Source organism: Serratia ureilytica (assembly GCF_017309605.1).
Lineage (GTDB): Bacteria > Pseudomonadota > Gammaproteobacteria > Enterobacterales > Enterobacteriaceae > Serratia > Serratia ureilytica.
Genome location: NZ_CP071320.1, coordinates 1,336,284 through 1,361,575, shown reverse-complemented (window position 1 = coordinate 1,361,575; position 25,292 = coordinate 1,336,284). Strand labels below are relative to the sequence as shown.

At 61.4% G+C, this 25,292-nt stretch carries 24 protein-coding genes; 9 read left to right on the top strand and 15 right to left on the bottom strand.

Annotated elements, in window-relative coordinates; all coding sequences use genetic code 11:
• Positions 1–85: 85 nt before the first annotated feature.
• Positions 86–1,771, bottom strand: coding sequence for an acetolactate synthase AlsS (alsS, locus tag J0X03_RS06280; RefSeq protein ID WP_033643950.1), 1,686 nt, complete (start codon positions 1,769–1,771; stop codon positions 86–88).
• Positions 1,772–1,803: 32 nt separating this feature from the next.
• Positions 1,804–2,583, bottom strand: coding sequence for an acetolactate decarboxylase (budA, locus tag J0X03_RS06275; protein WP_033643951.1), 780 nt, complete (start codon positions 2,581–2,583; stop codon positions 1,804–1,806).
• 449 nt (positions 2,584–3,032) lie between these two features.
• Between budA and J0X03_RS06270 the strand changes: the two genes are divergently transcribed.
• A complete protein-coding gene (locus J0X03_RS06270; protein WP_033652550.1) occupies positions 3,033–3,935 on the top strand; it encodes a LysR family transcriptional regulator in 903 nt (300 codons plus the stop codon).
• On the opposite strand, the gene eutC is transcribed toward J0X03_RS06270, so the two are convergent.
• Together eutC and J0X03_RS06260 are read right to left on the bottom strand one after the other, a co-directional pair.
• Entirely contained in the window at positions 3,914–4,705 is a 792-nt protein-coding gene (gene eutC / locus J0X03_RS06265) for an ethanolamine ammonia-lyase subunit EutC (RefSeq protein WP_047025269.1), read from the bottom strand. The two genes, J0X03_RS06270 and eutC, sit on opposite strands and share 22 nt — an antisense overlap.
• Complete coding sequence (locus tag J0X03_RS06260; protein WP_060660400.1) at positions 4,702–6,087, bottom strand: ethanolamine ammonia-lyase subunit EutB; 1,386 nt, start codon at positions 6,085–6,087, stop codon at positions 4,702–4,704. Before J0X03_RS06260 ends, eutC begins: the two co-directional genes overlap by 4 nt.
• A 159-nt stretch (positions 6,088–6,246) precedes the next feature.
• Here J0X03_RS06260 and J0X03_RS06255 point away from each other — a divergent pair, with 159 nt between their 5' ends.
• Together J0X03_RS06255 and J0X03_RS06250 are read left to right on the top strand one after the other, a co-directional pair.
• Entirely contained in the window at positions 6,247–6,795 is a 549-nt protein-coding gene (locus J0X03_RS06255; RefSeq protein ID WP_160204469.1) for a nucleotidyltransferase family protein, read from the top strand.
• A 52-nt stretch (positions 6,796–6,847) separates the two neighbouring features.
• Positions 6,848–7,315, top strand: coding sequence for a FlxA-like family protein (locus J0X03_RS06250; protein ID WP_021505617.1), 468 nt, complete (start codon positions 6,848–6,850; stop codon positions 7,313–7,315).
• A gap of 1 nt (position 7,316) precedes the next feature.
• Here the strand turns inward: J0X03_RS06250 and J0X03_RS06245 are convergent, their stop codons facing one another.
• The gene (locus tag J0X03_RS06245) at positions 7,317–8,237 is read right to left on the bottom strand and encodes a LysR family transcriptional regulator (RefSeq protein ID WP_033643957.1); all 921 of its coding nucleotides are present in this window, start codon (positions 8,235–8,237) and stop codon (positions 7,317–7,319) included.
• Between the two features lie 97 nt (positions 8,238–8,334).
• On the opposite strand from J0X03_RS06245, the gene J0X03_RS06240 reads away from it, so the two are divergent.
• Complete coding sequence (locus tag J0X03_RS06240; protein ID WP_206975688.1) at positions 8,335–9,333, top strand: bile acid:sodium symporter family protein; 999 nt, start codon at positions 8,335–8,337, stop codon at positions 9,331–9,333.
• A gap of 26 nt (positions 9,334–9,359) precedes the next feature.
• Here the strand turns inward: J0X03_RS06240 and J0X03_RS06235 are convergent, their stop codons facing one another.
• From J0X03_RS06235 to zipA, 3 genes are all read right to left on the bottom strand, one after another.
• On the bottom strand, positions 9,360–9,575 hold the full coding sequence (locus tag J0X03_RS06235) for a DUF3820 family protein (protein ID WP_004936441.1): 216 nt from the start codon (positions 9,573–9,575) through the stop codon (positions 9,360–9,362).
• Complete coding sequence (gene ligA / locus J0X03_RS06230; RefSeq protein WP_089195039.1) at positions 9,575–11,596, bottom strand: NAD-dependent DNA ligase LigA; 2,022 nt, start codon at positions 11,594–11,596, stop codon at positions 9,575–9,577. Before ligA ends, J0X03_RS06235 begins: the two co-directional genes overlap by 1 nt.
• Before the next feature lie 79 nt (positions 11,597–11,675).
• On the bottom strand, positions 11,676–12,701 hold the full coding sequence (gene zipA, locus J0X03_RS06225) for a cell division protein ZipA (protein WP_033643960.1): 1,026 nt from the start codon (positions 12,699–12,701) through the stop codon (positions 11,676–11,678).
• 221 nt (positions 12,702–12,922) lie between these two features.
• Here zipA and cysZ point away from each other — a divergent pair, with 221 nt between their 5' ends.
• From cysZ to crr, 5 genes are all read left to right on the top strand, one after another.
• Positions 12,923–13,681, top strand: a complete 759-nt coding sequence (gene cysZ, locus J0X03_RS06220; protein WP_123061872.1) for a sulfate transporter CysZ — start codon at positions 12,923–12,925, stop codon at positions 13,679–13,681.
• Positions 13,682–13,866: 185 nt separating this feature from the next.
• Positions 13,867–14,835 (top strand): cysteine synthase A, encoded by a 969-nt coding sequence (gene cysK / locus J0X03_RS06215; RefSeq protein WP_016926786.1) that lies wholly within the window; start codon positions 13,867–13,869, stop codon positions 14,833–14,835.
• 399 nt (positions 14,836–15,234) lie between these two features.
• On the top strand, positions 15,235–15,492 hold the full coding sequence (ptsH, locus tag J0X03_RS06210) for a phosphocarrier protein Hpr (protein ID WP_004936458.1): 258 nt from the start codon (positions 15,235–15,237) through the stop codon (positions 15,490–15,492).
• 46 nt (positions 15,493–15,538) lie between these two features.
• Positions 15,539–17,266, top strand: a complete 1,728-nt coding sequence (ptsI, locus tag J0X03_RS06205) for a phosphoenolpyruvate-protein phosphotransferase PtsI (RefSeq protein ID WP_004936461.1) — start codon at positions 15,539–15,541, stop codon at positions 17,264–17,266.
• Between the two features lie 49 nt (positions 17,267–17,315).
• Positions 17,316–17,825: a PTS glucose transporter subunit IIA gene (gene crr / locus J0X03_RS06200; RefSeq protein WP_004936467.1), complete on the top strand. Its 510-nt coding sequence runs from the start codon at positions 17,316–17,318 to the stop codon at positions 17,823–17,825.
• Positions 17,826–18,123: 298 nt separating this feature from the next.
• On the opposite strand, the gene J0X03_RS06195 is transcribed toward crr, so the two are convergent.
• The 7 genes from J0X03_RS06195 to J0X03_RS06165 form a co-directional block, all read right to left on the bottom strand.
• Positions 18,124–19,446 carry an ATP-binding protein gene (locus J0X03_RS06195; protein WP_206975686.1) on the bottom strand — a complete coding sequence of 441 codons (1,323 nt, stop codon included), beginning with the start codon at positions 19,444–19,446 and terminating at the stop codon, positions 18,124–18,126.
• A 6-nt stretch (positions 19,447–19,452) separates the two neighbouring features.
• Positions 19,453–20,133 carry a response regulator transcription factor gene (locus J0X03_RS06190; RefSeq protein WP_160204471.1) on the bottom strand — a complete coding sequence of 227 codons (681 nt, stop codon included), beginning with the start codon at positions 20,131–20,133 and terminating at the stop codon, positions 19,453–19,455.
• A gap of 250 nt (positions 20,134–20,383) precedes the next feature.
• Entirely contained in the window at positions 20,384–21,265 is an 882-nt protein-coding gene (cysM, locus tag J0X03_RS06185) for a cysteine synthase CysM (RefSeq protein ID WP_033644334.1), read from the bottom strand.
• 80 nt (positions 21,266–21,345) lie between these two features.
• The gene (gene cysA / locus J0X03_RS06180; RefSeq protein WP_033643965.1) at positions 21,346–22,434 is read right to left on the bottom strand and encodes a sulfate/thiosulfate ABC transporter ATP-binding protein CysA; all 1,089 of its coding nucleotides are present in this window, start codon (positions 22,432–22,434) and stop codon (positions 21,346–21,348) included.
• Positions 22,424–23,299 carry a sulfate/thiosulfate ABC transporter permease CysW gene (gene cysW / locus J0X03_RS06175; protein WP_160204472.1) on the bottom strand — a complete coding sequence of 292 codons (876 nt, stop codon included), beginning with the start codon at positions 23,297–23,299 and terminating at the stop codon, positions 22,424–22,426. Before cysW ends, cysA begins: the two co-directional genes overlap by 11 nt.
• A complete protein-coding gene (gene cysT, locus J0X03_RS06170) occupies positions 23,299–24,138 on the bottom strand; it encodes a sulfate/thiosulfate ABC transporter permease CysT (RefSeq protein ID WP_033652561.1) in 840 nt (279 codons plus the stop codon). The genes cysW and cysT overlap by 1 nt, the downstream gene beginning before the upstream one ends.
• Positions 24,139–25,161: a sulfate ABC transporter substrate-binding protein gene (locus J0X03_RS06165; protein ID WP_033652562.1), complete on the bottom strand. Its 1,023-nt coding sequence runs from the start codon at positions 25,159–25,161 to the stop codon at positions 24,139–24,141. It lies immediately after the preceding gene.
• Positions 25,162–25,292: the final 131 nt, after the last annotated feature.

Genomic DNA, 25,292 nt, shown 5'->3' with positions numbered 1-25,292 from the left:
GCGATGTAAAGGACAAATTCCGCGCATAAAAACGGGCAGGCGCGCAAGCGGCCTGCCCCGGTGAAACGGCGCGAGGATGATGAAATTAAATCATCTGGCTGAAGTTCATCTGCGCCATCAGCTTATAGTTATCGGCGTAGTCGACCGGAATGGCCACCACCACCGGCCCCTGGATCTCCATCGCCTTGCGCAGCATCGGCCGCAGATCTTCCACCGACTGCACGGCGAAACCGACCGCGCCGCAGGATTCCGCGTAGGCCTTGAAGTCGATCGGCCCGAACTCCACGCCGGATTTGCGCTGGTATTTGTTCACTTCCTGCATTTCCACCATGTTGTAAGCGTTATCGACCCAGATCACGTGCACGATGTTGTTTTTCAGCCGCACCGCGGTCTCCAGCTCCATGCTCGACTGCATGAAGCCGCCGTCGCCGGAGATTGACACCACCTTATCGCCGGGGCGCACCAGCGCCGCGCCAATGGCCCACGGCAGCGCTACCCCCATGGTTTGCTGGCCGTTGGAGATCAACAGCTGGCGAGCGCGGAAGCTGTAAAGATAGCGGGCTATCCAGATGTGGAAACTGCCCATGTCCACGCACAGCGTCACGTCGTCGCTGACGATGTCCTGCAGCTCCTTGACGATGCGCAACGGATGGATCGGCATGCCGCCGCGGCGCGCGGCGCGTTCCGCCAATTCGGCGCGCTGGCGGCCGAGATCGGTCAGGATCAGTTCCACCTCCGCCGGGACGCAGACCGCCTCATTGAACGCTTCGGTCATCATGTTCAGCGTGGCGCTGATGTTGCCCACCAGCTCGACGTCCGGCCGATAGCAGGTATCGATGTCCGCCGGCAGCACGTCGATATGCACCAGCTTCAGCCGCCCGTGGCTGTTCCACATGCACGGATCGTATTCGATCGGATCGTAGCCGACGCTGACCACCAGATCGGCCTTTTGCAACAGCTGATCGGCCGGCTGGTTGTTGAACAGGCCGACGCGGCCGGCGAAGCGGGCAAAGTGATTGACGTCAATCACCCCCGCCGCCTGATAGGTGCCGACCACCGGCATATGGGTGCGGTACAGCAGATGGCGCACCGCCTCGCTGTTCTCCGGCCGGCTGGCCTGCAAGCCCAGCAGCAGCACCGGGCATTTGGCCTGGCGGATCAGTTTCACCGCCGCCTGAATGTCGTCCGCCGCCGCGGCCCCCATGCGCGGCAAGCGGCAGCCCGCCAGCACCGGCGCCGTGACCGGCTCATTGACGATATCCATCGGCAGGCTGACGAACGACGCCCCCGGCCGGCCGAACTCGGCGCGGCGGAAGGCGTTGGCGATCACCTCGGAAATCGCCGAACCGGCATGCACTTCGGCGCAGTACTTGGTCACCGGCCGGAACATGCTGACGGTATCCATGCTCTGGTGCGTCTGCTTCAGGCTGTCGGCGCGCTTCACCGCGCCGCCGAAGGCCACCACTGCATCCCCTTCCGAGGTGGCGGTTGCCAGCCCGGTGATCAGGTTGGAGCTGCCCGGCCCGGAGGTGACCAGCGCCACCCCCGCCTTGCCGGTCAGGCGGCCGACCGCCGCCGCCATAAAGGCCGCGTTGGCCTCATGGCGCACCACTACCGTTTCGATCGACGGCGCATCTTCCAGCGAATCGAACACCCGGTCGATCTTGGCGCCCGGAATGCCGAAAACGTGTTTGACGCCCTGCGCTTCCAGGTTTTTCACCACCAAGTCGGCGCCGCATTGCCAGTCATTGCCTGTTTTTTCCTGTGCCATGGTTCCACCTCCTAAGAAAACGATCGCCGGGATTAGCCCTCGGCGGAACGAATTGCGCGATCCAAATCCTCTGGACAGAGGTTGGCGCGCAAGAAATCCGCATCATGCGGCAACTGAAGATTGAGACGGGTGATGACGCCGAACTGCAGGCGGCCATGATCGAGCTGGTAATCCAGCACGTGGCCGCCGCCGCTTCGGTCGTCGGTAACGAAGTGTTCGTGATAGCCGGCCACGCCGATGCCCTGCATGTAATCGGGCGAGCGGAAGCCGACCAGCGTGCCGCGCCGCTGATGGAACGAGAAGGTCGGCTGCTCTTCTATCGCTTCCAGCATTGGGCGGTAAGGCCGTTCCTGACGCGGCACGGTGCGGGTTTCGACATGGCTGAACTCACCGTCGACCCGCACCGCGCAGAACAGGTTCGGCGAGGCGACCTGTTCATCGATGCATTGGTGCAGTTGCGCCTTGGTGATCGGCCGATCGAATTGCTGGCTGACGCTGGGCTGGAAAAAGGTGACGACGGCGAAAGGGGTTTTCTGTTGCAAACCGGCCGGGCGGGCGCTGCCGTCGGCGCGCAGCTGGTGTATTTCCTGATCGAACGCGATCAGTTCGCCATCCAGATGATTGAAGGTGCCGAGGCCGAAATCGCCGTGTTTCAGCAATTCGGCGATGGTGGTCTCCCCTTCATAAACCCCGTCGATGAGCGCGCTCATCAGCGAGATTTGATAGATTTCGCCCTCCCCGGCGTTGATCGACTGCCTGGCGAAACCCTGCGCCAAATGGCGCGCACAGGAACACCCGTGTTTTTCGTTCATGCTGACTCCTCCACCAGCGCGGAACTGCGGTTCCACGCGTTCAAAAGACCCGCCGACGGCGAGCCAAGATGCCCCTCAGGCGCGTTCATCAGTTGGAACGATTCAGCCTGAGGCGACAAAAAAACCGGCACGGCTGGCCGGCCGATATCCAGAAACAACAGGAAGATAAGTGAAAGTAAAGACTCACTAATAATTGAGGTTGAGTCGGATATCAAATTGAACGGTTAATCTGGTGTTGGAGCGACAATCAACGCCACAGGCGGCTGACGCAGCCTGGGAAAAACATCTGCTATTTGGTGCTAAACGCCGCTAGGTTTATGCGTTTTCTCTCTATGCGGCCGGGATGCGGCGGCGCTGAAGCCCGTCGTCAACCCGCAATCAGAGTAGCCGCAGCATCGCCAACAGAGAAGCGGGTATTCATAAGAAACGCTTTTGCATATAATGCAAAAATGAATGACGCCCGCTATGTAGAACATCTGCCAATCTTTCTCGACGTGGCCCGCCTGGGCAGCTTTTCCGCCGCCGCACGCCAGCTGGGTATGGTGCCTTCTTCTCTGGTGCGCCATATCGATGCGCTGGAAAGCGCGCTCGGCGCGACGCTGTTCGTACGCTCCACCCGCGGCCTGTTGCTGACCGACGCCGGCGAGCTGCTGCTGGCACGCGCCGCCGCGCTGATGACGGACATTACCGGCATTCGCGCCGAGCTGAACGCGCTGAACGAAACGCCGCAGGGCACGCTGCGCATCAGCTGCCTGCCGACCTTCGGCAAAACCTATGTGCTGCCGCTGCTGCCGACGCTGGCGGAACGCTACCCTCAGCTGTGGGTCGATCTCGATCTGACCGAACGCCAGACCGATCCGACCCAGGAACGGCTGGACGCCGCCATCCGCATCGGCGAGCAGAAGGACAGCGCGCTGTACGCCAGCCGCATCGCCACCCAACGCTGGGTGATGTGCGCCAGCCCCGGCTACGTCGCCCGCTATGGCCTGCCGAGCGATCTGGAGGCGCTGCCGCAGCACCGGCTGATCGCCCGCTACCACAAACAACAGCCGGCCTGCTGGGCGCAGATCCTCGACGCGGCGTTGATGAACCGCTGCACCATGGCGCTGCGTTGCGATGACTTCACCGCGCAGCGTCAGGCGGCGCTGCTCGGCCTCGGCATCGCCTTTCTGCCCAACTGGGTGGTGGGGCCGGACGTGCAGCATGGGCGGCTGGTGCAGATGCTGGAAGATCCGCGCCATGAACAGCAAGGCATCTATCTGCTGCGGCCGGTGGCGAAAGTGTCCGCCCGCCTGGCGGCCTTCACCGCCCTGCTGCAGCAAACCATCGGTCAACCGCCCAACTGGGCGTAAAGCGGGGTGACGCGGCCGCGCAGCGCCGGGTTGTCGCTCTCGTCTTTCAGTTCGACGCCGGTCAGCCCTCGCCGGCACGCCTGTTCCAACAACCAGGCCAATTTGAACGCCGCCTGCGGATAATCCAGCCCCTCCGGCCGCACATTGGAGATGCAGTTGCGCTCTGAGTCCCTTCTGCGCGCGTTCGGCTCCCAGGTCAGATAAATCCCCAGGCTGTCCGGCGACGACAGCCCCGGCCGTTCGCCGATCAGCACCGCCACCGCCCGGGCCTGCAGGCACTCGCCGATCTCATCCCCCAGCGCCACTCGCGCCTGATGCGCCAACACCACCGGCGCGATCGCCAGCCCCAACGTATCGAGATAGGGCCGCAGCGCCTGCAGCAGCGGCAATGCCTGGCGGTGCACCGCCTTGGAGGAGAGGCCATCCGCCACCACCAGCAGCAGATCGGTCCGGCGCGGCGGCACGCCGAGCAGCAGGCGGCGGCTGTCCAGCGCCAATCGCCGCCCCAGATCCGGACGGCGCAGATAGGCGGCGCGGTCAACGGCCTGGCTGTGCACCGCCAGCGTGGGCCAACCGGCATCGTGCAGATCCGCCGCCAGCCGTTCGCTCTCGAATGGCTGATGCACCGCGTCGCGCGCCTGGGCATGGGCCAGGCCGAAGCGCAGCAGCTCGTCGGTCGGCAGACTGGCGCCGGTGCGCCCCAGCGCGATGCGCGCATCGGTAAAGGCGCGCAGCGCGTCCCAACTGTTGACGTGAACCGGTTTGCTCATGTCCGTTCTCCCTGCAGCGCCAGCAACAACGGGTGATTGGCGGCGGCGTCGCGCAGCCGTCCGCGTTCATCGGTGATGTTCATCGCCGCCAGCCAGGCGGCGAACTCCGGCGCGTGCTTCAGCCCCAGCAGTTCACGGATATAGAGCGCGTCGTGGAACGAGGTGCTTTGGTAATTGAGCATGATGTCGTCCGCGCCCGGCACGCCGATCAGGAACGTCAGCCCGGCGGCGGCCAACAGCGTCAGCAGCGTGTCCATATCATCCTGATCGGCCTCGGCATGGTTGGTGTAACAGACATCGCAGCCCAGCGGCAGGCCGAGCAGCTTGCCGCAGAAGTGATCCTCCAGCCCGGCGCGGATAATTTGTTTGCCGTCATACAGGTATTCAGGGCCGATAAACCCCACCACGGTGTTGATCAGCAGCGGTGAGAAATGCCGCGCCACCGCATAGGCGCGCGCCTCGCAGGTCTGCTGATCGACGCCGTGATGCGCGTTAGCCGACAGGCAACTGCCCTGCCCGGTTTCGAAGTACATCACGTTATCGCCCAACGTGCCGCGCTTGAGGCTCAGCGCCGCCTGCTGCGCCTCCGCCAGCAGCGCCAGACTGATGCCGAAACCGCGATTGGCCGCTTCGGTACCGGCGATCGACTGAAACACCAGATCCACCGGCGCACCACGCTCCATCAGCCGCAGCGTGTTGGTCACGTGGGTCAGCACGCAGGATTGGGTGGGTATGGCGAAGCGCTGGATCACGTCGTCCAGCATGTAGTTGAGTTTTTCCAGCAGCGGCAGGCTGTCGCTGGCCGGATTGATGCCGACCACCGCGTCGCCGCTGCCGTACAGCAAACCGTCCAGCATGCTGGCGGCGATGCCTTGCAGGCTGTCGGTCGGGTGATTGGGCTGCAGCCGCACGCTGAGGTGGCCCGGCAGGCCAATCGTATTGCGAAAGCGCGTCACCACCCGGCATTTCTTCGCCACCAGGATCAGATCCTGATTGCGCATGATCTTGCTTACCGCCGCCGCCATCTCCGGCATAATGCCGGCGGCCACCTGCGCCAGCATGGCACTGTCCGCCTGCTCGCTCAGCAACCAGTCGCGAAAATCGCCGATCGTGAGGTGCGAGATGGGCTCAAAGGCGGCGGCGTCGTGGCTATCGATGATCAGGCGCGTCACCTCGTCCTGCTCGTACGGCACCAGCGGCTGCTGCAGGAAAGTCTTGAGCGGCACATCCGCCAGCGCGATGCGCGCCGCCATGCGCTCTTCGGCGCTTTCCGCCGCCACCTCCGCCAGATAATCGCCGGAACGCGCCGGCGAAGCTTTCGCCATCAGCTGGCGCAGGCCGCCGAAGCGATAGCCGCGTTGGCCCAACGTTGCCTGATACATAGCCCCCTCCCTTGCCCTGAGTGACGAGATAAAAGCCCTGCACCAAGTGTAGTCAGTGAAGCAAGAAAATTAATTTGCCTGCTATCGCCGCCATCGCGCATCCCCCCATTTCACCCGCTGCCGCTTCGGGTTACAGTAGCCGCGAAAACAGGAGGGGTGATGGATCCGCAACGGCAAATTATCGACTGGCTGCAACAAGATAGCGCGCGCATGGCCGCCCTGCGCACCGTGCGCCAGCTCGGCCTGAATGACTGGTGCCTCGGCGCCGGCTTTGTGCGCAACCTGGTGTGGGATCGGCGCCACGGCTATGCGGAGCCCACGCCGCTCAACGATATCGACGTGATCCACTTCGATGCGGAGCGGGCGGACGCCGAACGCGATCGCATGCTGGAGGCGCGGCTGCAGCAGTGGCTGCCGCAGCCGTGGTCGGTCAAGAACCAGGCGCGCATGCACCTGCGCAGCGGCCGCGCGCCCTACCGCAACAGCGAAGAGGCCATCAGCTTCTGGACCGAAGTGGAAACGGCGATCGGCGCACGCCTGAACGCCGACGACAGCATCACGCTGGTCGCCCCTTTCGGGCTCGCGGCGCTGTTCAACGACACCATTACCTTCAACGTGAAAAATGGCGATCGCACGGCCTATGCCCAGCGCGTGGTCGACAAAGGCTGGCTGCTGCGCTGGCCGCGTCTGCAGCAGGTAAAGATTTAGCCGCCGCTGCCGATACCCTGAACAGCGAGATCCAGACTCAGGGAGAGCAACCATGTCGACCACCATCACCATGATCGTACCGATCAAGAATACCGTCCCCGGCGTCAGCAACGTCTTCAGCGCGCCGGGCCATCAGGGCGAATTGCTGATGGCCAAACCGGTCAACAACCAGCCGCAAGGCGGCAAGATGGAAAAAAACGAACGCGCCAACGGCAATGACGAACCGGTTAACCTCAATGAAAGCCGCGCTTCGGCGCGCATCAAGGCGCTGAACCGGCAGATTCAGGCGCTGCAGCAAAAGCTGGTGGAACTGAAGGATTCCGACGCCGATCCCAAAGAGATCGAAAAGCAGAAACAGCTGATCGAAGCGCAGATCAAGATGTTGCAGGCCGAGATCGCGCGCATCCAGAAAGAAGAAATGGAAAAGCAGCAGCAGGAGCAAATGGAAAAAGCCGCGGCGAAATCCGGCGACGGCGTAAACCGCCCAACGCCGCTCAACGCGGTGGACGTCTATATCTGAGTCAATATGCCGCGTTTTCCCGCCGGCGCTGTTGCAGCAGCGCCGCCTGCTGACGCGCCACCTGCCAGATGGCCTCCGCCGCCGGCGTCAGTGAGCGGTTCTTGCGCCGCACCAGCATCAGCGCGCGGTTAATTTCCGGCACCAGCCGCCGCACCCGGAGCCGCCCCCCTTCCGGCAACGGCAGCGCCAACGCCGGGAAAATGCTGATGCCAATCCCCTCCGCCACCATCGGGAACAGCGTGGCCGGATGGCCGATTTCCTGCACCACCTGCGCCTCCACGCCCTGCTGTCTCAGCGCACTGTCGATCAGCGGCCGGCTGCCCGACGCATAATCCTGCAACACCAGGCGGCAACCGTTCAACGCCGACCAACGCACCGCCTGCTGCGCAGCGAACGGATGATCGTCGCGGCACAGCAACAGGAAAGGTTCATGCAGCACCGCTTCGCACTCCAGATCCACCGCCTGTACCGGATCGACCACGATGCCGAAATCCACCTCGGCGTTGCGCACGCTGTGCAGCACCTGCTGCTGCGCCTGATCGCGCAGCATGATGCGGATCTCCGGGTATTCACGCTCGCCGGCGGCGATGCACTGCGGCATCAGATGGGCGGAAATGGTTTGGCTCGTCGCCACCCGCACCGTGCCGCTGCGCTGTACGCCAAAGCTGCGCGCATCCAGCAAAGCGGCCTGCAGTTCGTCCAGCAGCCGCTCGACCCGGTTGGCCAACCGCAGACCGGCGTCGGTCAACACCACTTCACGCGTGGTGCGATCCAGCAGCCGCACGCCGACCTCCGCTTCCAGCTCTTTCACGCTGTGGCTGACCGCCGATTGCGTCAGGCCGATCGCCTCACCGGCGCGGCTGAAGCTGCCGTGGCGGGCGATGGCGACGAACACCCGCAGCTGTTTGAGTGAGTAATTCATGTGTTTTATTCATATATGAATTAAATAAATCAATTTAATTATTATATGTCCGCGCGGGAGAATAGCCCTATCGATTTTCGACCCTGAGCGCACCGCCATGAGATTTCTGCCCGATCGTTTTACCCTGACGCTGATCGCTACCGTGCTGCTGGCGTCGTTCCTGCCGGCGCGCGGCGAGTTCGTCGGCTGGCTCAACGCCCTGACCATCGCCGCCATCGCCCTGCTGTTCTTCATGCACGGCGCCAAGCTGTCGCGCGAGGCCATCCTGGCCGGCAGCAACAACTGGCGGCTGCATCTGTGGGTGATGTGCAGCACCTTCATCATTTTTCCGGCGCTGGGCGTGCTGTTTGCCTGGTGGGCGCCGATCGACGTCAGCCCCGAGCTGTACGCCGGTTTCATCTACCTGTGCATCCTGCCGGCCACCGTGCAATCGGCCATCGCCTTCACCTCGCTGGCGGGCGGCAACGTCGCGGCGGCGGTATGCAGCGCTTCCGCCTCCAGCCTGCTCGGGATCTTCGTGTCGCCGCTGTTGGTCGGCTTGTTGATGAATGTGCACGGCGATACCGGCGGCCTGCGGCAGGTCGGTTCGATCGTGCTGCAGCTGCTGGTGCCGTTCGTCGCCGGTCACCTGCTGCGGCCGCTGATCGGCGGCTGGATCGAACGCCATCGGCCGCTTATCGGTAAAACCGATCAGACTTCAATTCTGCTGGTGGTGTACGCCGCCTTCAGCGAGGCGGTGACGCACGGCATCTGGCATCAGGTAGGGATGGGCTCACTGGCGTTTATCGTCGGTGGCAGCATCGTGCTGCTGGCGATCGTGCTGGTGGTGAACACTTACATGGCGCGCTGGCTGGGGTTCAGCAAAGCGGACGAGATCACCATCGTATTCTGCGGTTCGAAGAAGAGCCTGGCGAACGGCATTCCGATGGCCAATATCCTGTTCCCGGCGGCGACGGTGGGGATCATGGTGCTGCCGCTGATGGTGTTCCATCAGGTGCAGCTGATGACCTGTGCGGTATTGGCGAAAAGGTATCAGCGCAAGCAGCAGGCGCTACAGGCGGTGCCCAACGCCAACGCGCAGGCGTCGCGCGGGTAAAAAAAGACGGGCCAAGGCCCGTCAGTTCAGCTTTTCTTCAGCGGCTTGACCAGGTGGTCAAGCCCTTCGATTTTAATCGCCAGCGTCATCTCCATCAGCATGCCGAGCTTGCCTTTGGGGAACTCGCCCTTGCGGGCGAACCACAGCAGGTACTCTTCGGGCAGATCGATCAGCACCCGCCCCTGGTACTTGCCGAACGGCATCACGGTATTGGCGATTTCCAGCAGGTTTTCTTTTTCCATCAGTCACCCAGCAAGCGGATCATCTCCGCTTCGTCGATCACGGCGATACCCAGCTCCTGCGCCTTCGCCAGCTTGGAACCGGCCGCTTCGCCGGCGATCACCAGATCGGTTTTCTTCGACACGCTGCCGCTGACCTTGGCGCCCAACGCCGTCAGGCGATCTTTGGCCTCGTCGCGCGACAGCTGGCTCAGCGAGCCGGTCAGCACCACGGTTTTACCGGCGAACGGGCTGTCTATCTCCTCCGCCACCACCATCACCGGCGCCGGCCAATGGATGCCAATCTCGGCGCCCACCAGCTCGTTGATCACCTGCTGATTGAGCGCTTCATCGAGGAAGTTGCGAGTGTGTTTGGCCACCACTTCGCCAACGTCCGGCACCTCTTTCAGCGCTTCGATATCGGCGGAAAACAACTTCTCGAGCGATCCGAAATGCGCCGCCAGGTTGGCGGCGGTCGCTTCACCAACCTCGCGAATGCCGAGCGCATACAGGAAACGGGCGAAGGTGGTCTGCTTGGATTTCTCCAGCGCGTTAACCAGGTTCTGTGCCGATTTCGGCCCCATGCGATCCAGACCGGTCAGAATGCCGGCGGACAGGCGGAACAGATCGGCCGGGTTCTTCACGTACTCCTTGTCCACCAGTTGCTCGATGATCTTGTCGCCCATGCCTTCGACGTCCAGCGCGCGGCGAGAAACGAAATGCTTCAACGCCTCTTTGCGCTGCGCCCCGCAGATCAGCCCGCCGGTGCAGCGCGCAACGGCTTCGCCTTCCACGCGCTCAACGTCGGAGCCGCACACCGGGCAGTGCAGCGGGAACACCACTTCGCGCGCATCCTGCGGCCTGCGGTCTTCCAGCACCCCCACCACCTGCGGGATCACGTCGCCGGCGCGGCGCACGATCACCGTATCGCCGATGCGCAGCCCCAGACGCTCAATTTCATCGGCGTTGTGCAAGGTGGCGTTACTGACGGTCACCCCGGCCACCAGCACCGGTTCAAGGCGCGCCACCGGCGTAATCGCGCCGGTGCGGCCAACCTGAAACTCCACTTCGCGCACCACGGTGATCTGCTCCTGCGCCGGGAATTTGAACGCCGTCGCCCAGCGCGGCGCACGCGCCACGAAGCCCAGCGTTTCCTGCAGATCGATGTCGTCAATCTTGATCACCACGCCGTCAATATCGAAACCGAGCTGTGCGCGGTCCCGCTCGACCTGGCGATAGAACGCCAGCACTTCCTCGCTGCCGGTGCGGCGCTGGGCGCGATCGCTGACCGGCAGGCCCCAGGCCTTGAACTGCATCAGGCGTTCAAAGTGGCTGCGCGGCAGCTCGCCGCCTTCCAGCAGCCCGACGCCATAGCAGAAGAAGGTCAGCGGGCGTTTGGCGGTAATGCGCGGATCGAGCTGGCGCAGCGAACCGGCGGCGGCGTTGCGCGGATTGGCGAACACCTTACCGTCTTTGCGCCGCGCCTCTTCGTTCATCTGTTCAAACCCGGCCTGCGGCATGAACACTTCGCCGCGCACTTCCAGCCGGCGCGGGATGTTGTCGCCGGTCAGGCGCAGCGGGATGGCGCGAATGGTGCGCACGTTGGAGGTGATGTTCTCGCCGGTGGTGCCGTCGCCGCGCGTCGCCGCACGCACCAGCTCGCCGTCTTCGTACAGCAGGCTGACCGCCAGGCCGTCCAGCTTCAGCTCGCAGCAGAAGGTCAGCGGATCGCTGCTCTTGAGCCTGTCCTGCACGCGCTTGTAAAACGCCAGGAAGCTCTCTTCGTCGAACACGTTGTCCAGCGACAGCATCGGCACTTCGTGACGCACCTGATCAAACGCCGCCAGCGGCGCCGCGCCCACGCGCTGGGTCGGCGAATCGGCGGTGATCAGCTCCGGATGCGCGCTCTCGAGCTCGCGCAGCTCGCGCATCAGGCGGTCATATTCCGCATCCGGCACTTCGGGCGCATCCAGCACATGATACTGGTATTCATGATGGCGCAATGTGGCTCGTAGTTGATTGATTTGTTGGATTATCGATTCCATGGCTCACCATCAAAGATAAAAAACCCCCGGCTAGCGGGGGCTTTGTTGTTACGGATGTTCAGTGCGCGCGGCAACCCGGTCAGGCGTTGTTTTCCAACACTTCACGGATACGCGCTTTGTAGGTTTCCAGCTTCTGCGGCGTCATCATGCGGCGCTCGTCGTCCAGCACCACACCGCCCACGTCGTCGGCGATGCGCTGCGCCGACTGCAGCATCAGCTTGAAGTTCTGATTGGCGTCGCCGTAAGACGGCACCATCATGAACATCGACACGCCCGGCGTGGAGAAATCGGACATCATGTCAGGATCGAACGACCCCGGCTTGACCATGTTCGCCAGGCTGAACAGCACCGGGCCACTGCCGGCCGGGCTGATATGGCGGTGGAAGATGCCCATCTCGCCAAACTGGAAGCCCGCCTGCAACACGCTCTGCAGCAGCACTTCGCCGCCGATCACGCCGCCCTGATGGGCCGCGACGTGCAGCACCAGCACGGTCTCTTTCAGTTTAGCCTGTACTGGCGCAGCGGCCGGCTGTTGCGGCTGCGGTGCAGGTTCCGACGCAGGCTTCACTTCCGGCGCTTGCTGCACCGGGGCGGGTTCGGCGTGGAATGCCGGTTCCGCCGCCAGCGGCGCCTCATGTTCATGCGGCAGATCGTCAACGCGCGGCTCGCGGCGCACGGCCGGTTGCGGTTGCTGCGGCTCGGCCGGTTTTTCGTCCGGCGCGTAGTTGTTCAGCAGGATGTCATCGTACTCCGGCCGCTGAGACAGCGGAGGCGGCGTCTGATGAGCAGCCGGCTGAACGGCGCGGGGCGCAGGCGCAGCCGCCGGAGCGGGCTTCGGCGCGGCCACGGGTTCTTCGCGTGCGGCATCGAAATGGCCGAATGACGGCTCGTCTTGCGGGTGAGCGGCGCGTACGCGCACCTCACCGACGCCTTCTTCGAGATCGTCGATCGGAGTTTGTTCACGTTCCTTTTGGGAACGTTTGGCTGGGCGATCGCGGAAGAGCGCTGACCGTTCTTTGCGACTGGTCCACAGACCGTGCAATAACAGCGCTATTATGGCGATCGCGCCAACAACGATTAATATCAGACGCAAATCCTGCATCATTGCTATCTCTGTTGTTCCAATACATTGCCACCGCGGCAAACATTCACTCTTTAACTCTATTTGCCCGCGCACACAAGTGCAAGTCCGTGCTGAACTTTATGCCAATAAAGATGATTATACTGCCTTTTTCTGCTGGTTTTTCAGCCAACCCTACCCTAGTCAGTGGAAAATCATCCCTATATGATAATGATGCCTGTTCAGACAACGAGATAACTTAAGATATGTCCTATACGCAGCCCCCTTCCCGTTCCACCAGCGGCATTCATTATTTCGCCGAAGGCTGGCGCCTGATTTCGCGCCCGGGGATTAAACGCTATGTGGTCCTGCCGTTGCTGGTCAACGTGCTGCTGATGGGCTCCGCTTTCTGGTGGCTGTTCAGCCGCCTCGGCGACTGGATCCCGGCGATGATGAGCCACGTTCCCGACTGGCTGCAATGGTTGAGCTACCTGCTGTGGCCGCTGGCGGTCATTTCGGTGCTGCTGGTGTTCAGCTATCTGTTCAGCACTATCACCAATCTGATCGCCGCGCCGTTCTGCGGCCTGCTGGCCGAGCAGCTCGAAGGCAGCCTGACCGGCAAACCGCTGCCGGACACCGGCCTGCTCGGCATCGCCAAAGATCTGCCGCGCATCATGGCGCGCGAATGGCGCAAGCTGATGTATTACCTGCCGCGCGCGCTGCTGCTGCTGGCGCTGTACTTCGTGCCCGGCATCGGCCAGACGGTGGCGCCGGTGCTGTGGTTCCTGTTCAGCGCCTGGATGCTGGCGATCCAGTATTGCGACTATCCGTTCGACAACCACAAGGTGAGCTTTGCCGACATGCGCCGCGCCTTGCGCCAGCACAAAACCGACAACCTGCAGTTCGGCGCGCTGGTCAGCCTGTTCACCATGATCCCGATCCTCAACCTGGTGATCCTGCCGGTCGCCGTCTGCGGTGCCACCGCGATGTGGGTCGATCGCTACCGCTCGCAATTCGTCCGATAACCGCCGTTTTTTGCCGCCGACAGCGCGGAAATTTTCGACAGGGCGCGCATTTCGCGCCCTTATCATTGTGCTTAAAACTTATTTCCTAATAACATATAGATATACCAATTCTTTACTTCCCTGCCGGTACTGTTAGCGTATGCTTTCGATGTTCCCCACATTTTCATAGAGTTAAAGGACGGGCTATGAGCAAGATATATGAAGACAACTCATTAACAATCGGCCATACGCCGCTGGTTCGTCTGAACCGTATCGGCAACGGACGCATTCTGGCCAAGGTTGAATCACGCAACCCGAGCTTCAGCGTCAAATGCCGCATCGGTGCCAATATGATTTGGGATGCGGAACAACGCGGCGTGCTGACCGCCGGCAAAGAACTGGTGGAGCCGACCAGCGGCAACACCGGCATCGCGCTGGCCTTCGTCGCCGCCGCGCGCGGTTACAAGCTGACGCTGACCATGCCGGAAACCATGAGCATCGAGCGCCGCAAGCTGCTCAAGGCGCTGGGCGCCAATCTGGTGCTGACCGAAGGGGCGAAAGGCATGAAAGGCGCCATCGCCAAAGCGGAGGAGATCGTCGCTACCGATCCGAACCGCTACCTGATCCTGCAACAGTTCAGCAACCCGGCCAACCCGGCCATCCATGAAAAAACCACCGGCCCGGAAATCTGGGAAGACACCGATGGGGAAGTCGACGTGTTCATCTCCGGCGTCGGCACCGGCGGCACATTGACCGGCGTCAGCCGCTACATCAAGAACACCAAAGGCAAGGCCATCACCACCGTGGCGGTCGAGCCGACCGACTCGCCGGTCATCAGCCAGGCGCTGGCCGGTGAAGAGCTGAAACCGGGCCCGCACAAGATCCAGGGCATCGGCGCCGGCTTCATTCCAGGCAACCTCGATCTTGACCTGGTGGATCGCGTCGAAAAAATCTCCAACGACGAAGCCATCAGCATGGCGCGCCGCCTGATGGACGAAGAAGGCATCCTGGCAGGCATCTCCTCCGGCGCAGCGGTCGCAGCGGCGGTGAAACTGGCCGAAGAACCGGCGTTCGCCGACAAGACCATTGTGGTCATCCTGCCCTCTTCCGGCGAACGTTATCTCAGCACCGCGCTGTTCGCCGATCTGTTCACCGAGCAGGAATTGCAGCAGTAATCCCGCCACTGCACAAATCGCTAAAAAAGCACCCTGTGGGGTGCTTTTTTGTGGACTGGATCAAACTTTATAGCAGTCCAAGATTGCTTTTGCCCGTCGCCTTTAGTATTTAACGGTGCATTATTTCGATGCGCAAAATTAATCACTCTCCGAGCCTGGTCGAGGCTGAATCGATTTACTCATCTGTCGCCGACGCGGCGAATCGGGCATAATGGGGAGCGGATTGGAACGACGTCTAAAGCCGAGTTTTTTGATCTGAAGTGCCTAACGCGTCGTTTTCTGTTGCATCAACGTTCGCCCCTGTCCATAGTCAGGCGCTATAACCAGACAAGTTAAAGTCAGGCCCCTGGGCTAAACTTTAACTCCACAACATTAATCCAATAAGTTGGGGAAACATCAATGTTCCAGCAAGAAGTTACTATTACCGCTCCGAATGGTCTGCATACTCGCCCTGCCGCTCAGTTCGTTAAAGAAGCCAAAGGCTTCACGTCTGACATCACCGTGACCTCCAACGGCAAAAGCGCCAGCGCTAAAAGCCTGTTCAAACTGCAAACTCTGGGGCTGACTCAAGGGACCGTAGTGACCATCTCAGCTGAAGGTGAAGACGAGCAGAAAGCCGTTGAGCACTTGGTAAAACTGATGGCAGAGCTTGAGTAATCGGCCCGTCTTTTTAGTTAACACCAGTCAAGAGTAAGGTAGGGTTATGATTTCAGGCATTTTAGTATCACCGGGCATCGCTTTTGGTAAGGCTCTCTTGCTGAAAGAAGACGACATCGTCATCAACCGGAAGAAAATCTCTGCTGATCAAGTAGAGCAGGAAGTCTCGCGTTTTCTGGCCGGCCGCGCGAAAGCGTCCGAACAGCTGGAAGCGATCAAGACCAAAGCTGGCGAAACCTTCGGCGAAGAGAAGGAAGCTATCTTCGAAGGCCACATCATGTTGCTGGAAGACGAAGAGCTTGAGCAGGAAATCATAGCCCTAATCAAAGACGATCTGGCCTCCGCAGACGCCGCCGCCTACACCGTGATCGAAGGTCAGGCGAAAGCGCTGGAAGAGTTGGACGACGAATACCTGAAAGAACGCGCCGCCGACGTGCGCGACATCGGCAAACGCCTGCTGCAGAACATTCTGGGCATGCCTATCGTCGATCTGGGCTCCATTCAGGATGAAGTGATCCTGGTGGCCACCGATCTGACCCCGTCCGAGACCGCGCAGCTGAACCTGGACAAAGTGCTGGGCTTCATTACCGATCTCGGCGGCCGCACCTCCCACACCTCTATCATGGCGCGCTCCCTGGAGCTGCCGGCAATCGTCGGCACCAGCGACGTGACCAAGCAGGTGAAGAACGACGACTACCTGATTCTGGACGCGGTTAACAACCAGATTTACGTTAACCCGACCGCTGACGTTATCGATCAGCTGAAAGCCGCCCAGAACCAATACATCACCGAGAAAAACGATCTGGCCAAGCTGAAGGACCTGCCGGCGATTACGCTGGACGGCCATCAGGTTGAAGTCTGCGCCAACATCGGCACCGTGCGCGACGTCGCGGGTGCAGAGCGCAACGGCGCGGAAGGCGTCGGCCTGTATCGTACCGAATTCCTGTTCATGGATCGCGACTCGCTGCCAACCGAAGACGAGCAGTTCCAGGCTTATAAAGCCGTGGCGGAAGCCATGGGCTCGCAGGCCGTGATCGTCCGCACCATGGACATCGGCGGCGACAAAGACCTGCCGTACATGAACCTGCCGAAGGAAGAGAACCCGTTCCTCGGCTGGCGCGCCATCCGCATCGCGATGGACCGCCGTGAAATCCTGCACGCCCAGCTGCGAGCCATCCTGCGCGCCTCGGCGTTCGGCAAACTGCGCATCATGTTCCCGATGATCATCTCCGTGGAAGAAGTGCGCGATCTGAAAGGCGAAATCGAGACGCTGAAGGCGCAGCTGCGCGAAGAAGGCAAGGCGTTTGACGAGAGCATCGAAGTGGGCGTGATGGTGGAAACACCGGCTGCGGCGGTCATCGCTCACCACCTGGCGAAAGAAGTCGACTTCTTTAGTATTGGGACAAACGATCTAACCCAGTATACTCTGGCGGTAGATCGCGGCAACGAGCTGATTTCTCATCTCTATAACCCGATGTCCCCATCAGTGCTTGGCCTGATCAAACAGGTTATTGATGCATCTCACGCGGAAGGCAAGTGGACCGGCATGTGCGGCGAACTGGCTGGCGATGAGCGTGCTACACTGTTGTTATTGGGCATGGGGCTGGATGAGTTCAGCATGAGTGCGATTTCAATCCCGCGCATCAAGAAAATTATTCGCAACACGAATTTCGAAGATGTGAAGGCGTTGGCAGCGCAAGCCTTGGCACAGCCAACGGCACAAGACCTGATGAATTGCGTCAATAAATTCATCGAAGAAAAAACGCTCTGCTAAACTTCCACGACACTGGAACGCCGCCCAATTTAATGCTTAGGAGAAGATCATGGGTTTGTTCGATAAACTGAAATCTCTGGTTTCTGATGACAAGAAAGACACGGGCACTATCGAGATCGTCGCTCCCCTTTCTGGCGAAATCGTCAATATCGAAGATGTGCCGGACGTAGTGTTCGCTGAAAAAATCGTTGGCGACGGTATCGCCATCAAACCGGCCGGCAACAAAATGGTTGCTCCGGTTGACGGCACCATCGGTAAGATTTTCGAAACCAACCATGCATTCTCTATCGAATCCGACAGCGGCATTGAGCTGTTCGTCCACTTCGGCATCGATACCGTAGAACTGAAAGGCGAAGGCTTCAAACGCATCGCCGAAGAAGGTCAGCGCGTCAAGAAAGGTGACGTCGTTATCGAGTTCAACCTGCCACTGCTGGAAGAGAAAGCCAAGTCTACCCTGACGCCGGTCGTTATCTCCAACATGGACGAGATCAAAGAGCTGATCAAACTGTCCGGCAGCGTGACCGTTGGCGAAACCCCGATCATCCGCATCAAGAAGTAATCGCGAATGAGCAAGATAAACGGCGCCCTCGGCGCCGTTTTTTTATCCCCTTCGTCTTTCGAACCGCAGCGTTGTTGGCCGCACGTGCTCACCCCGGTCACTTACCGGAGTAAGCTCCCGGGGATTCCCCCGCTTGCCGCCTAGCTGCAATTCGAAATCCTTTGGGTATGCCGCGGATAATAGACGTTATCGGCGCAGGCAGTTTGAACATGGACAGCGCGCAACCTTCGGAGCGTACACACAGTACGTGACGAAGGCGAGCACTGCCCTAGTTCAAAATGGCAAGTAAGATAGTCTATTATTGCCAGCGCGGGATACGCAGAGTGATGATAAGCCCCTCTCTGTCGCCGTTGCGCGCCTCAACCTGGCCGCCGTGCGCCAATACCACCTTGCGGGTAATCGCCAGCCCCAGGCCGTAACCCTTGCCCGACTGCGCCGACTTCACGCGCACGAATGGATCGAAGATGCTCGACAGTTTCGACTCCTCCACGCCCGGCCCCTGATCGCTGACGGCGAGCTGGAACTGGTTGTCGATGCGCGACAGCGCTACCGTCACCCGCTGGCCCTGGCTGGAAAAGCGCAGCGCATTGCGCACGATGTTGTCCACCGCGCGCCGCATCAGCTCCGCATTGCCCTTGACGGTATACTCCACGTCCGACTCGGCCTGCAGCACGATCTCCACGCCGGGCACCTGCGCCTCGTAGCGCGCATCGCTCACCACCGCATCCACCAGGCCGTACAGATCGAAGTACTCCTCGTCCGGCAGGCTGCTGTGTTCGGTGCGCGACAGCGCCAGCAGCTCGCCGATCATTTTGTCCAGCCGCCCCGACTCATGTTCGATGCGCTTGAGCGAGGTTTCGACGTTGCCGGCGTTTTGCCGCGCCAGGCCGATCGCCAGCTGCAGGCGCGCCAGCGGTGAACGCAGCTCGTGCGAGACATCGTGCAACAGCTGTTCGCGGGCGCTGACCAGCAGCTCCAAGCGTTCGGCCATGGTGTCGAAATCGCGCGCCACGTCGGACAGCTCGTCATGACGGCGCCGCATTTTCGGGAACAGCCGCACCGACAGATCGCCCTGCGCCACCCGATCCAGGCCGCCGCGCAGCTGACGCATCGGCCGGGTCAGGTTCCAGGCCAATACGGCGCTGAACAGCAAACCGCCCAGCCCGCCGACCCACAACATCGGCGCAGGAATGTTGAAGAAATGGGAACGCCGCTCCGGCCGATACTCTTCCCGCAGCCCGCGCACGTTATAACTCAGCCAGTATCCCTGCCCTTCCCCGGTCTGCACCCAGGCGGAAATCGCTTTCGGCATCCGCCGCCCTTCAAACAGCGGTTCTTCCGGCGCGGGCGGCGGCGGTTGGGTCATCGGCGTTACCGACAGCAGACGCCTGTCGTCCTCGGGCCAGTCGCGCATCAGCGCTTCCAGCGCCGGCATGCCGCCGCTGCGCAATTGGGTGGCGGCGGAGGTCAGCTGCAGGCCGATCGCCCGCCGCGCCATGGCGTTCTCCGGCGGCACATAGCGATCGCCATAAAGAGAAAACGCCCCCCACAGGGCCTGCGTCATGATGAGAAAGGTCAGCCAAAAGCCGAGCAAAATTTTCCAGAACAGTCTTCCGCGCATGTCAGGTTACCGGATGCGATAGCCGATGCTGCGCACCGTTTCGATGCTCAGCGTATTGCCGGCCAACGCGCTCAGCTTCTGGCGGATATTGCTGATATGCACATCCACGCTGCGGTCATAGGCTTCACGCGGGCGCCCCAGCCCCTTCTCGGACAATTCGTCCTTCGACACCACACGGTCCGGCGCGCGCAGCAACAGCTCCAACAGATTGAATTCCGAAGCGGTCAGATCGAACGCCTTGCCGCGCCATTCGCTGCTGCGGGTTGAAGGGTTTAACGTCAGCTCGCCAACGCTGATGGCGGCCTCGTCGTCCGCATCTTGCGGCCGTTCTTCGAAACGGCGCAGCACCGCGCGCAAACGCGCCACCAATTCGCGCGGATAGCAGGGTTTGGGCATGTAATCGTCGGCGCCCATCTCCAGACCAATCACCCGATCGATGTTGTCACCTTTGGCGGTCAGCATGATGATCGGCAGCCGGCTCTTTTTGCGCACGTCGCGCAGCACGTCGATGCCGCTCATATCCGGCAGCATGATGTCGAGGATCATCGCAGTATAGTCGCCCGACAGCGCGCCCTCTACCCCCGCCTTGCCGGTCAGCACCAGCGTGGCGTCGAAACCTTCGCCCGTCAGGTATTCGCTCAGCATGGTGCCAAGCTCCAGGTCATCGTCGACCAGTAAAATTTTCATGCCTTGCTCCTTCACCGATTTTCGTTATTTTCCCGCCAATTTCGCCGGTCCGCAGCCGGTTTTACTCAATCCTTACACATCGCTCTTGGCGTCTCGTCACCGTTATTGTGGCCGCTGTCGCGCGATTTCTCTACTTCAGTCATGGCATTGTCGCACGGGCAAGCGGCAGCCGCCGCAAGCGGGGCTGCCGTCTGTCGAAAGGAAAGGAGGAAAGGTTTTCCCGACGGAACACACCGCCGGGAGGGCGCGCTCAGCCGAACACGCCGGTAGAAAGGTAGCGATCGCCGCGATCGCAGACGATCGCCACCACCACGCTGCCGGGGTGAGCCGCGGCGACGCGCAAGGCGCCGACCACCGCGCCGCCGGAGCTGACGCCGCAGAAGATGCCTTCACGCTGCGCCAGCTGGCGCATGGTCTGCTCGGCATCGCCCTGTTCGATATCCAGCACCTGATCCACCAGCTCCGGGCGGAAAATACCCGGCAGGTAAGCGGGCGCCCAGCGGCGAATGCCGGGGATGCTGCTGCCCTCCGCCGGCTGCAGGCCGATGATCTGCACCTGCGGATTCTGGCTTTTCAGGTAACCGCCCACGCCGGTAATGGTGCCGGTGGTGCCCATGCTGGAAACGAAATGCGTGATGCGCCCTTCGGTTTGGCGCCAAATCTCCGGGCCGGTGGTAGTGAAATGGGCGTAGGGATTGTCCAGGTTGTTGAACTGATCCAGTACCTTGCCCTGCCCCTGACGCTGCATCTCCAGCGCCAGATCGCGCGCCCCTTCCATGCCCTGCTCACGGCTGACCAGGATCAGCTCGGCGCCGTAGGCGCGCATCGCCGCCTGCCGCTCCAGGCTCATGTTCTCCGGCATCAGCAGCTTCAGCGTATAGCCTTTCAATGCAGCGATCATCGCCAGCGCAATGCCGGTGTTGCCGCTGGTGGCCTCAATCAGCACGTCGCCGGGCCTGATCTCACCGCGCAGCTCCGCCTGCTGGATCATCGCCAACGCGGCGCGATCCTTCACCGATCCCGCCGGGTTGTTGCCTTCCAGTTTGACCCATACCTCGCTGCCCGCCTGGGCGGCCAGCCGTTGCAGTTTTACCAGCGGGGTATTCCCGATGCATTGTTCGAGCGTTGTCACGATCTTTGCCTGTGTGTTGGTGTGCGTAAAGTAAAAAGGCAACCCTGGGGTTGCCTTGAATAAAGGGCTGCTAAAACCTATCAGGCGCTTTTGGCTAACGCAACAGGTTGCAGCAGTTGATCGCCGGCATACAGCCGCGCATTGAGGCTGCCGACGTAATAACGGCCGCCGCGCACCGGCGTGGCGTTGCCTTCCGGCAGCACCACGCTGATCGGTTCCTGGTGCCAGCCGATCGGCTGCACCGTCAACTGCCAGAAATGGCCGCGCGGACTGACTTCCAGCACCTGAACCGGCAGCGGGCAACGTTCGCTGCTTTCGGTCGCCACTTCCATTTCCCACGGGCGCAGGAACAGATCGACGCTGCCCTGGTGCATCGGCTGGAACGACAACGGCCACTGATGCGCGCCGACGAACAGCTGGGAGCCGCGAATTTCGCCGTTCAGGCGGTTCACTTCCCCCATGAATTCCAGCACAAAGCGGCTCGCCGGTTCGCGCATGATGTCGACCGGCGACCCGACCTGTTCGATATTGCCCTGGCTCATCACCACGATGCGGTCGGCCACTTCCATCGCCTCTTCCTGATCGTGGGTGACGAACACGCTGGTGAATTTCAGCTCTTCATGCAGCTGACGCAGCCAGCGGCGCAGCTCTTTGCGCACCTGTGCATCCAGCGCGCCAAATGGTTCATCCAGCAGCAGAATCTGCGGTTCCACCGCCAGGGCGCGCGCCAGCGCCACGCGCTGTTTCTGGCCGCCGGACAGCTGCGACGGATAGCGGGTAGCCAGGTGGCCCAGCTGCACCATTTCCAGCAGCTGAGTGACTTTCTGTTTGATCGCCGCGGCGTTCGGGCGCTCACGGCGCGGCAGCACGGTCAGGCCGAAGGCGATGTTATCGAACACCGTCATGTGGCGGAACAGCGCATAGTGCTGAAATACGAAGCCCACGCGCCTGTCGCGCGCGTGCATGTGGCTGACGTCGGTGCCGTGGAAGCCCAGCTTGCCGCCGCTCTGGCTTTCCAGCCCGGCGATGATGCGCAGCAGCGTGGTCTTGCCGGAACCGGATGGCCCAAGCAGCGCCACCATTTCGCCGGAAGCAATATCGAGCGAGATATCGTTCAATACCTTGGTGCGACCGAAGGACTTGTTGATGCCGTTAATCTCAATGCTCATGATTTTCCTCCCGCTCGAGACGCGCGTTTTGACGTTCCAGACGCCACTGCAGCGCGCTCTTCAAAAATAGGGTAACGATCGCCATCAGGGTCAACAGGGCGGCGGCGGTAAAGGCCCCGACGGTGTTGTAATCCTGCTGCAACAGCTCGACCTGCAGCGGCAGGCTGTAGGTTTCGCCGCGAATCGAACCGGACACCACCGACACCGCGCCGAACTCGCCGATGGCGCGCGCGTTGGTCAGCACCACGCCGTACAGCAGCGCCCAGCGAATGTTGGGCAGCGTCACGCGGCGGAACATCTGCCAGCCGGACGCTCCCAGCAGAATGGCGGCCTCATCTTCCTGGCTGCCCTGGCTGAGCATCATCGGCACCAGCTCACGCACCACGAAGGGACAGGTGACGAAAATGGTCACCAGCACCATGCCCGGCCAGGAGAACATCACCTGAATGTTATGCGCATCCAGCCAGCCGCCCAACAGGCCGTTGCTGCCGTAAAACAGCAGATAAATCAGCCCCGCCACCACCGGTGATACGGCGAACGGGATATCGATCAGCGTCAGCAGCAGCTGGCGGCCGGGGAAGGTAAAACGCGTCACCAGCCACGCCAGCAACGTGCCGAACACCAGGTTGAACGGCACGGTGATCAGCGCGATCAGGACCGTCAGCCAAATGGCGTGCAGCATGTCCGGATCGAGCAAATTGCTCCACATCGCGCCGAATCCTTTGGAGAAGGCCTCGGCGAAAATCGATATCATCGGCACCACCAGCAGCAGCACCGAAAACAGCGTGCCGATGGCGATCAGCGTCCACTTTCCCCAGTTGACGCGCGGGCGCTCGGCGCCGTTGAAGGCGGAAATATCAGCCATCAGTGCCCTCCTCCCAAACGTCTGCCGAAGCGGCTTTGCAATACGTTAATGCTGAACAGCAGCAGCAGCGACGCCGCCAGGATCACCGAGGCGATGGCGCTGGCCGCCGGGTAATCGAACTCCTGCAAACGCACAAAAATCATCAGCGAGGTCACTTCCGTCTTCCAGGCGATATTGCCGGCGATGAAAATCACCGCCCCGAACTCGCCCAGACTGCGGGTAAAGGAAATGGCGGTGCCGGCCAGCAGCGCCGGCGCCACTTCAGGCAGCACGACGCGGCGAAAACTCTGCCAGCGCGTGGCGCCCAGCGTCTCGGCCGCCTCTTCGTACTCCGGCCCTAACTCTTCCAGCACCGGCTGCACGGTACGCACCACAAACGGCAGGCTGGTGAACGCCATCGCCACCGCGATCCCAAGCCAGGTGAAGGTGACCTTGATGTCGAAGTGCGCCAGCCACTGCCCGTACCAGCCGGTGGTGGAAAACAGACCGGCCAGCGTCAGGCCGGCTACCGCCGTCGGCAGCGCGAACGGCAGGTCGATCAGGCCATCCAGCAGCGAACGGCCGGGAAAACGGTAGCGCGTCAGGATCCAGGCCATCAGCATGCCGAACACCGCATTGAACAGGCTGGCGACAGCGGCCGCCAGCAGCGTCACTTTATACGCCGCCACCACCTGCGGGTTGGAAATCACTTCCCAATATTGCGCCAGGCTCATCTGCGCCAGCTGCATCACCAGCGCACTGAGCGGCAGCAGCAGAATCAAACAGGTATAAAACAGGCTGCTGCCGAGGCTGAGGCCAAATCCGGGCAGCACCCGCTTACTGGACGACAACGCCAACATTTACTTGCGCCCTGCCGCTAACAGCTGATCCAGCTCGCCGCCGGTGGCGAAGTGGGTTTTCATCACCTGCGGCCAGCCGCCGAATTGATCTTCCACGCGGAACAGTTGGGTGTCCGGGAATTGCCCCTTGGCCGCCGCCATCGCTTTCTGGTCATACACGCGGTAGTAGAAACTGGTGATCACCTGCTGCGCCGCCGGGCTGTAGAGATAGTTCAGATAGGCTTTGGCCGCCTGTTCGGTGCCGTTGCGCGCGACGTTTTTGTCGACCCAGGCCACCGGGAACTCCGCCAGAATATCGACCGGCGGCACGATCACTTCGTACTTGTCTTCACCGTATTGCTTGCGGATGTTGTTCACTTCGGACTCGAAGCTGATCAGCACGTCGCCCAAACCGCGCTCGACGAAGGTGGTGGTCGCACCGCGGCCGCCGGTATCGAACACCAACACGTTTTTCAGGAAACGGGTCATGAAGGCGCGGGTCTTGGCCGCATCGTTGCCGTCGGCCTGGCTGGCGGCGCCCCAGGCGGCCAGATAAGTGTAACGGCCGTTGCCGGAGGTTTTCGGGTTCGGGAACACCAGCTTCACGTCGTCACGCACCAGATCGTTCCAGGTGTGGATGCCCTTCGGGTTGTCCTTGCGCACCAGAAACGCCATGGTGGAATAGAACGGCGAGCTGTTGTTCGGCAGACGCGACTGCCAGTCCGCCGGGATCAGCTGCCCGCGATCGTGCAGGATCTGCACGTCGGTGACCTGGTTGTAGGTCACCACGTCGGCGCGCAGGCCCTGCAGGATCGCCAACGCCTGCTTCGACGAGCCGGCGTGCGATTGTTTGATGGTCAGCTTGTCATTCGGATGCTGCTGATTCCATTGCTGTTCAAAGCCGGGATTCAGCGCGACGAACAATTCACGGGAAACGTCATAAGAGCTGTTCAGCAACTCCGCCGCCGACGCGGCGCCGCTCGCCAACAGCGCAGCCGCCAGCCAACCTTTCAGCACGAGATTTTTAACCCGGTTTTGTTTCATTCTGCACCTTATCACTGAGTCATTCCTTCAGGCTTTCGCCTTATTGACGACCAGTGTATTTATAACTCGGTGCGGAGCTGTAACGCTTTTATATACCGTTTAGTGATTTACAAGCATCAAACGCTATAAGG

Coding starts and splice junctions, on each gene's coding strand:
- alsS (WP_033643950.1), bottom strand. CDS start 1,771: ATGGCACAGGAAAAAACAGGCAATGACTGGCAATGCGGCGCCGACTTG.
- budA (WP_033643951.1), bottom strand. CDS start 2,583: ATGAACGAAAAACACGGGTGTTCCTGTGCGCGCCATTTGGCGCAGGGT.
- J0X03_RS06270 (WP_033652550.1), top strand. CDS start 3,033: ATGAATGACGCCCGCTATGTAGAACATCTGCCAATCTTTCTCGACGTG.
- eutC (WP_047025269.1), bottom strand. CDS start 4,705: ATGAGCAAACCGGTTCACGTCAACAGTTGGGACGCGCTGCGCGCCTTT.
- J0X03_RS06260 (WP_060660400.1), bottom strand. CDS start 6,087: ATGTATCAGGCAACGTTGGGCCAACGCGGCTATCGCTTCGGCGGCCTG.
- J0X03_RS06255 (WP_160204469.1), top strand. CDS start 6,247: ATGGATCCGCAACGGCAAATTATCGACTGGCTGCAACAAGATAGCGCG.
- J0X03_RS06250 (WP_021505617.1), top strand. CDS start 6,848: ATGTCGACCACCATCACCATGATCGTACCGATCAAGAATACCGTCCCC.
- J0X03_RS06245 (WP_033643957.1), bottom strand. CDS start 8,237: ATGAATTACTCACTCAAACAGCTGCGGGTGTTCGTCGCCATCGCCCGC.
- J0X03_RS06240 (WP_206975688.1), top strand. CDS start 8,335: ATGAGATTTCTGCCCGATCGTTTTACCCTGACGCTGATCGCTACCGTG.
- J0X03_RS06235 (WP_004936441.1), bottom strand. CDS start 9,575: ATGGAAAAAGAAAACCTGCTGGAAATCGCCAATACCGTGATGCCGTTC.
- ligA (WP_089195039.1), bottom strand. CDS start 11,596: ATGGAATCGATAATCCAACAAATCAATCAACTACGAGCCACATTGCGC.
- zipA (WP_033643960.1), bottom strand. CDS start 12,701: ATGATGCAGGATTTGCGTCTGATATTAATCGTTGTTGGCGCGATCGCC.
- cysZ (WP_123061872.1), top strand. CDS start 12,923: ATGTCCTATACGCAGCCCCCTTCCCGTTCCACCAGCGGCATTCATTAT.
- cysK (WP_016926786.1), top strand. CDS start 13,867: ATGAGCAAGATATATGAAGACAACTCATTAACAATCGGCCATACGCCG.
- ptsH (WP_004936458.1), top strand. CDS start 15,235: ATGTTCCAGCAAGAAGTTACTATTACCGCTCCGAATGGTCTGCATACT.
- ptsI (WP_004936461.1), top strand. CDS start 15,539: ATGATTTCAGGCATTTTAGTATCACCGGGCATCGCTTTTGGTAAGGCT.
- crr (WP_004936467.1), top strand. CDS start 17,316: ATGGGTTTGTTCGATAAACTGAAATCTCTGGTTTCTGATGACAAGAAA.
- J0X03_RS06195 (WP_206975686.1), bottom strand. CDS start 19,446: ATGCGCGGAAGACTGTTCTGGAAAATTTTGCTCGGCTTTTGGCTGACC.
- J0X03_RS06190 (WP_160204471.1), bottom strand. CDS start 20,133: ATGAAAATTTTACTGGTCGACGATGACCTGGAGCTTGGCACCATGCTG.
- cysA (WP_033643965.1), bottom strand. CDS start 22,434: ATGAGCATTGAGATTAACGGCATCAACAAGTCCTTCGGTCGCACCAAG.
- cysW (WP_160204472.1), bottom strand. CDS start 23,299: ATGGCTGATATTTCCGCCTTCAACGGCGCCGAGCGCCCGCGCGTCAAC.
- cysT (WP_033652561.1), bottom strand. CDS start 24,138: ATGTTGGCGTTGTCGTCCAGTAAGCGGGTGCTGCCCGGATTTGGCCTC.
- J0X03_RS06165 (WP_033652562.1), bottom strand. CDS start 25,161: ATGAAACAAAACCGGGTTAAAAATCTCGTGCTGAAAGGTTGGCTGGCG.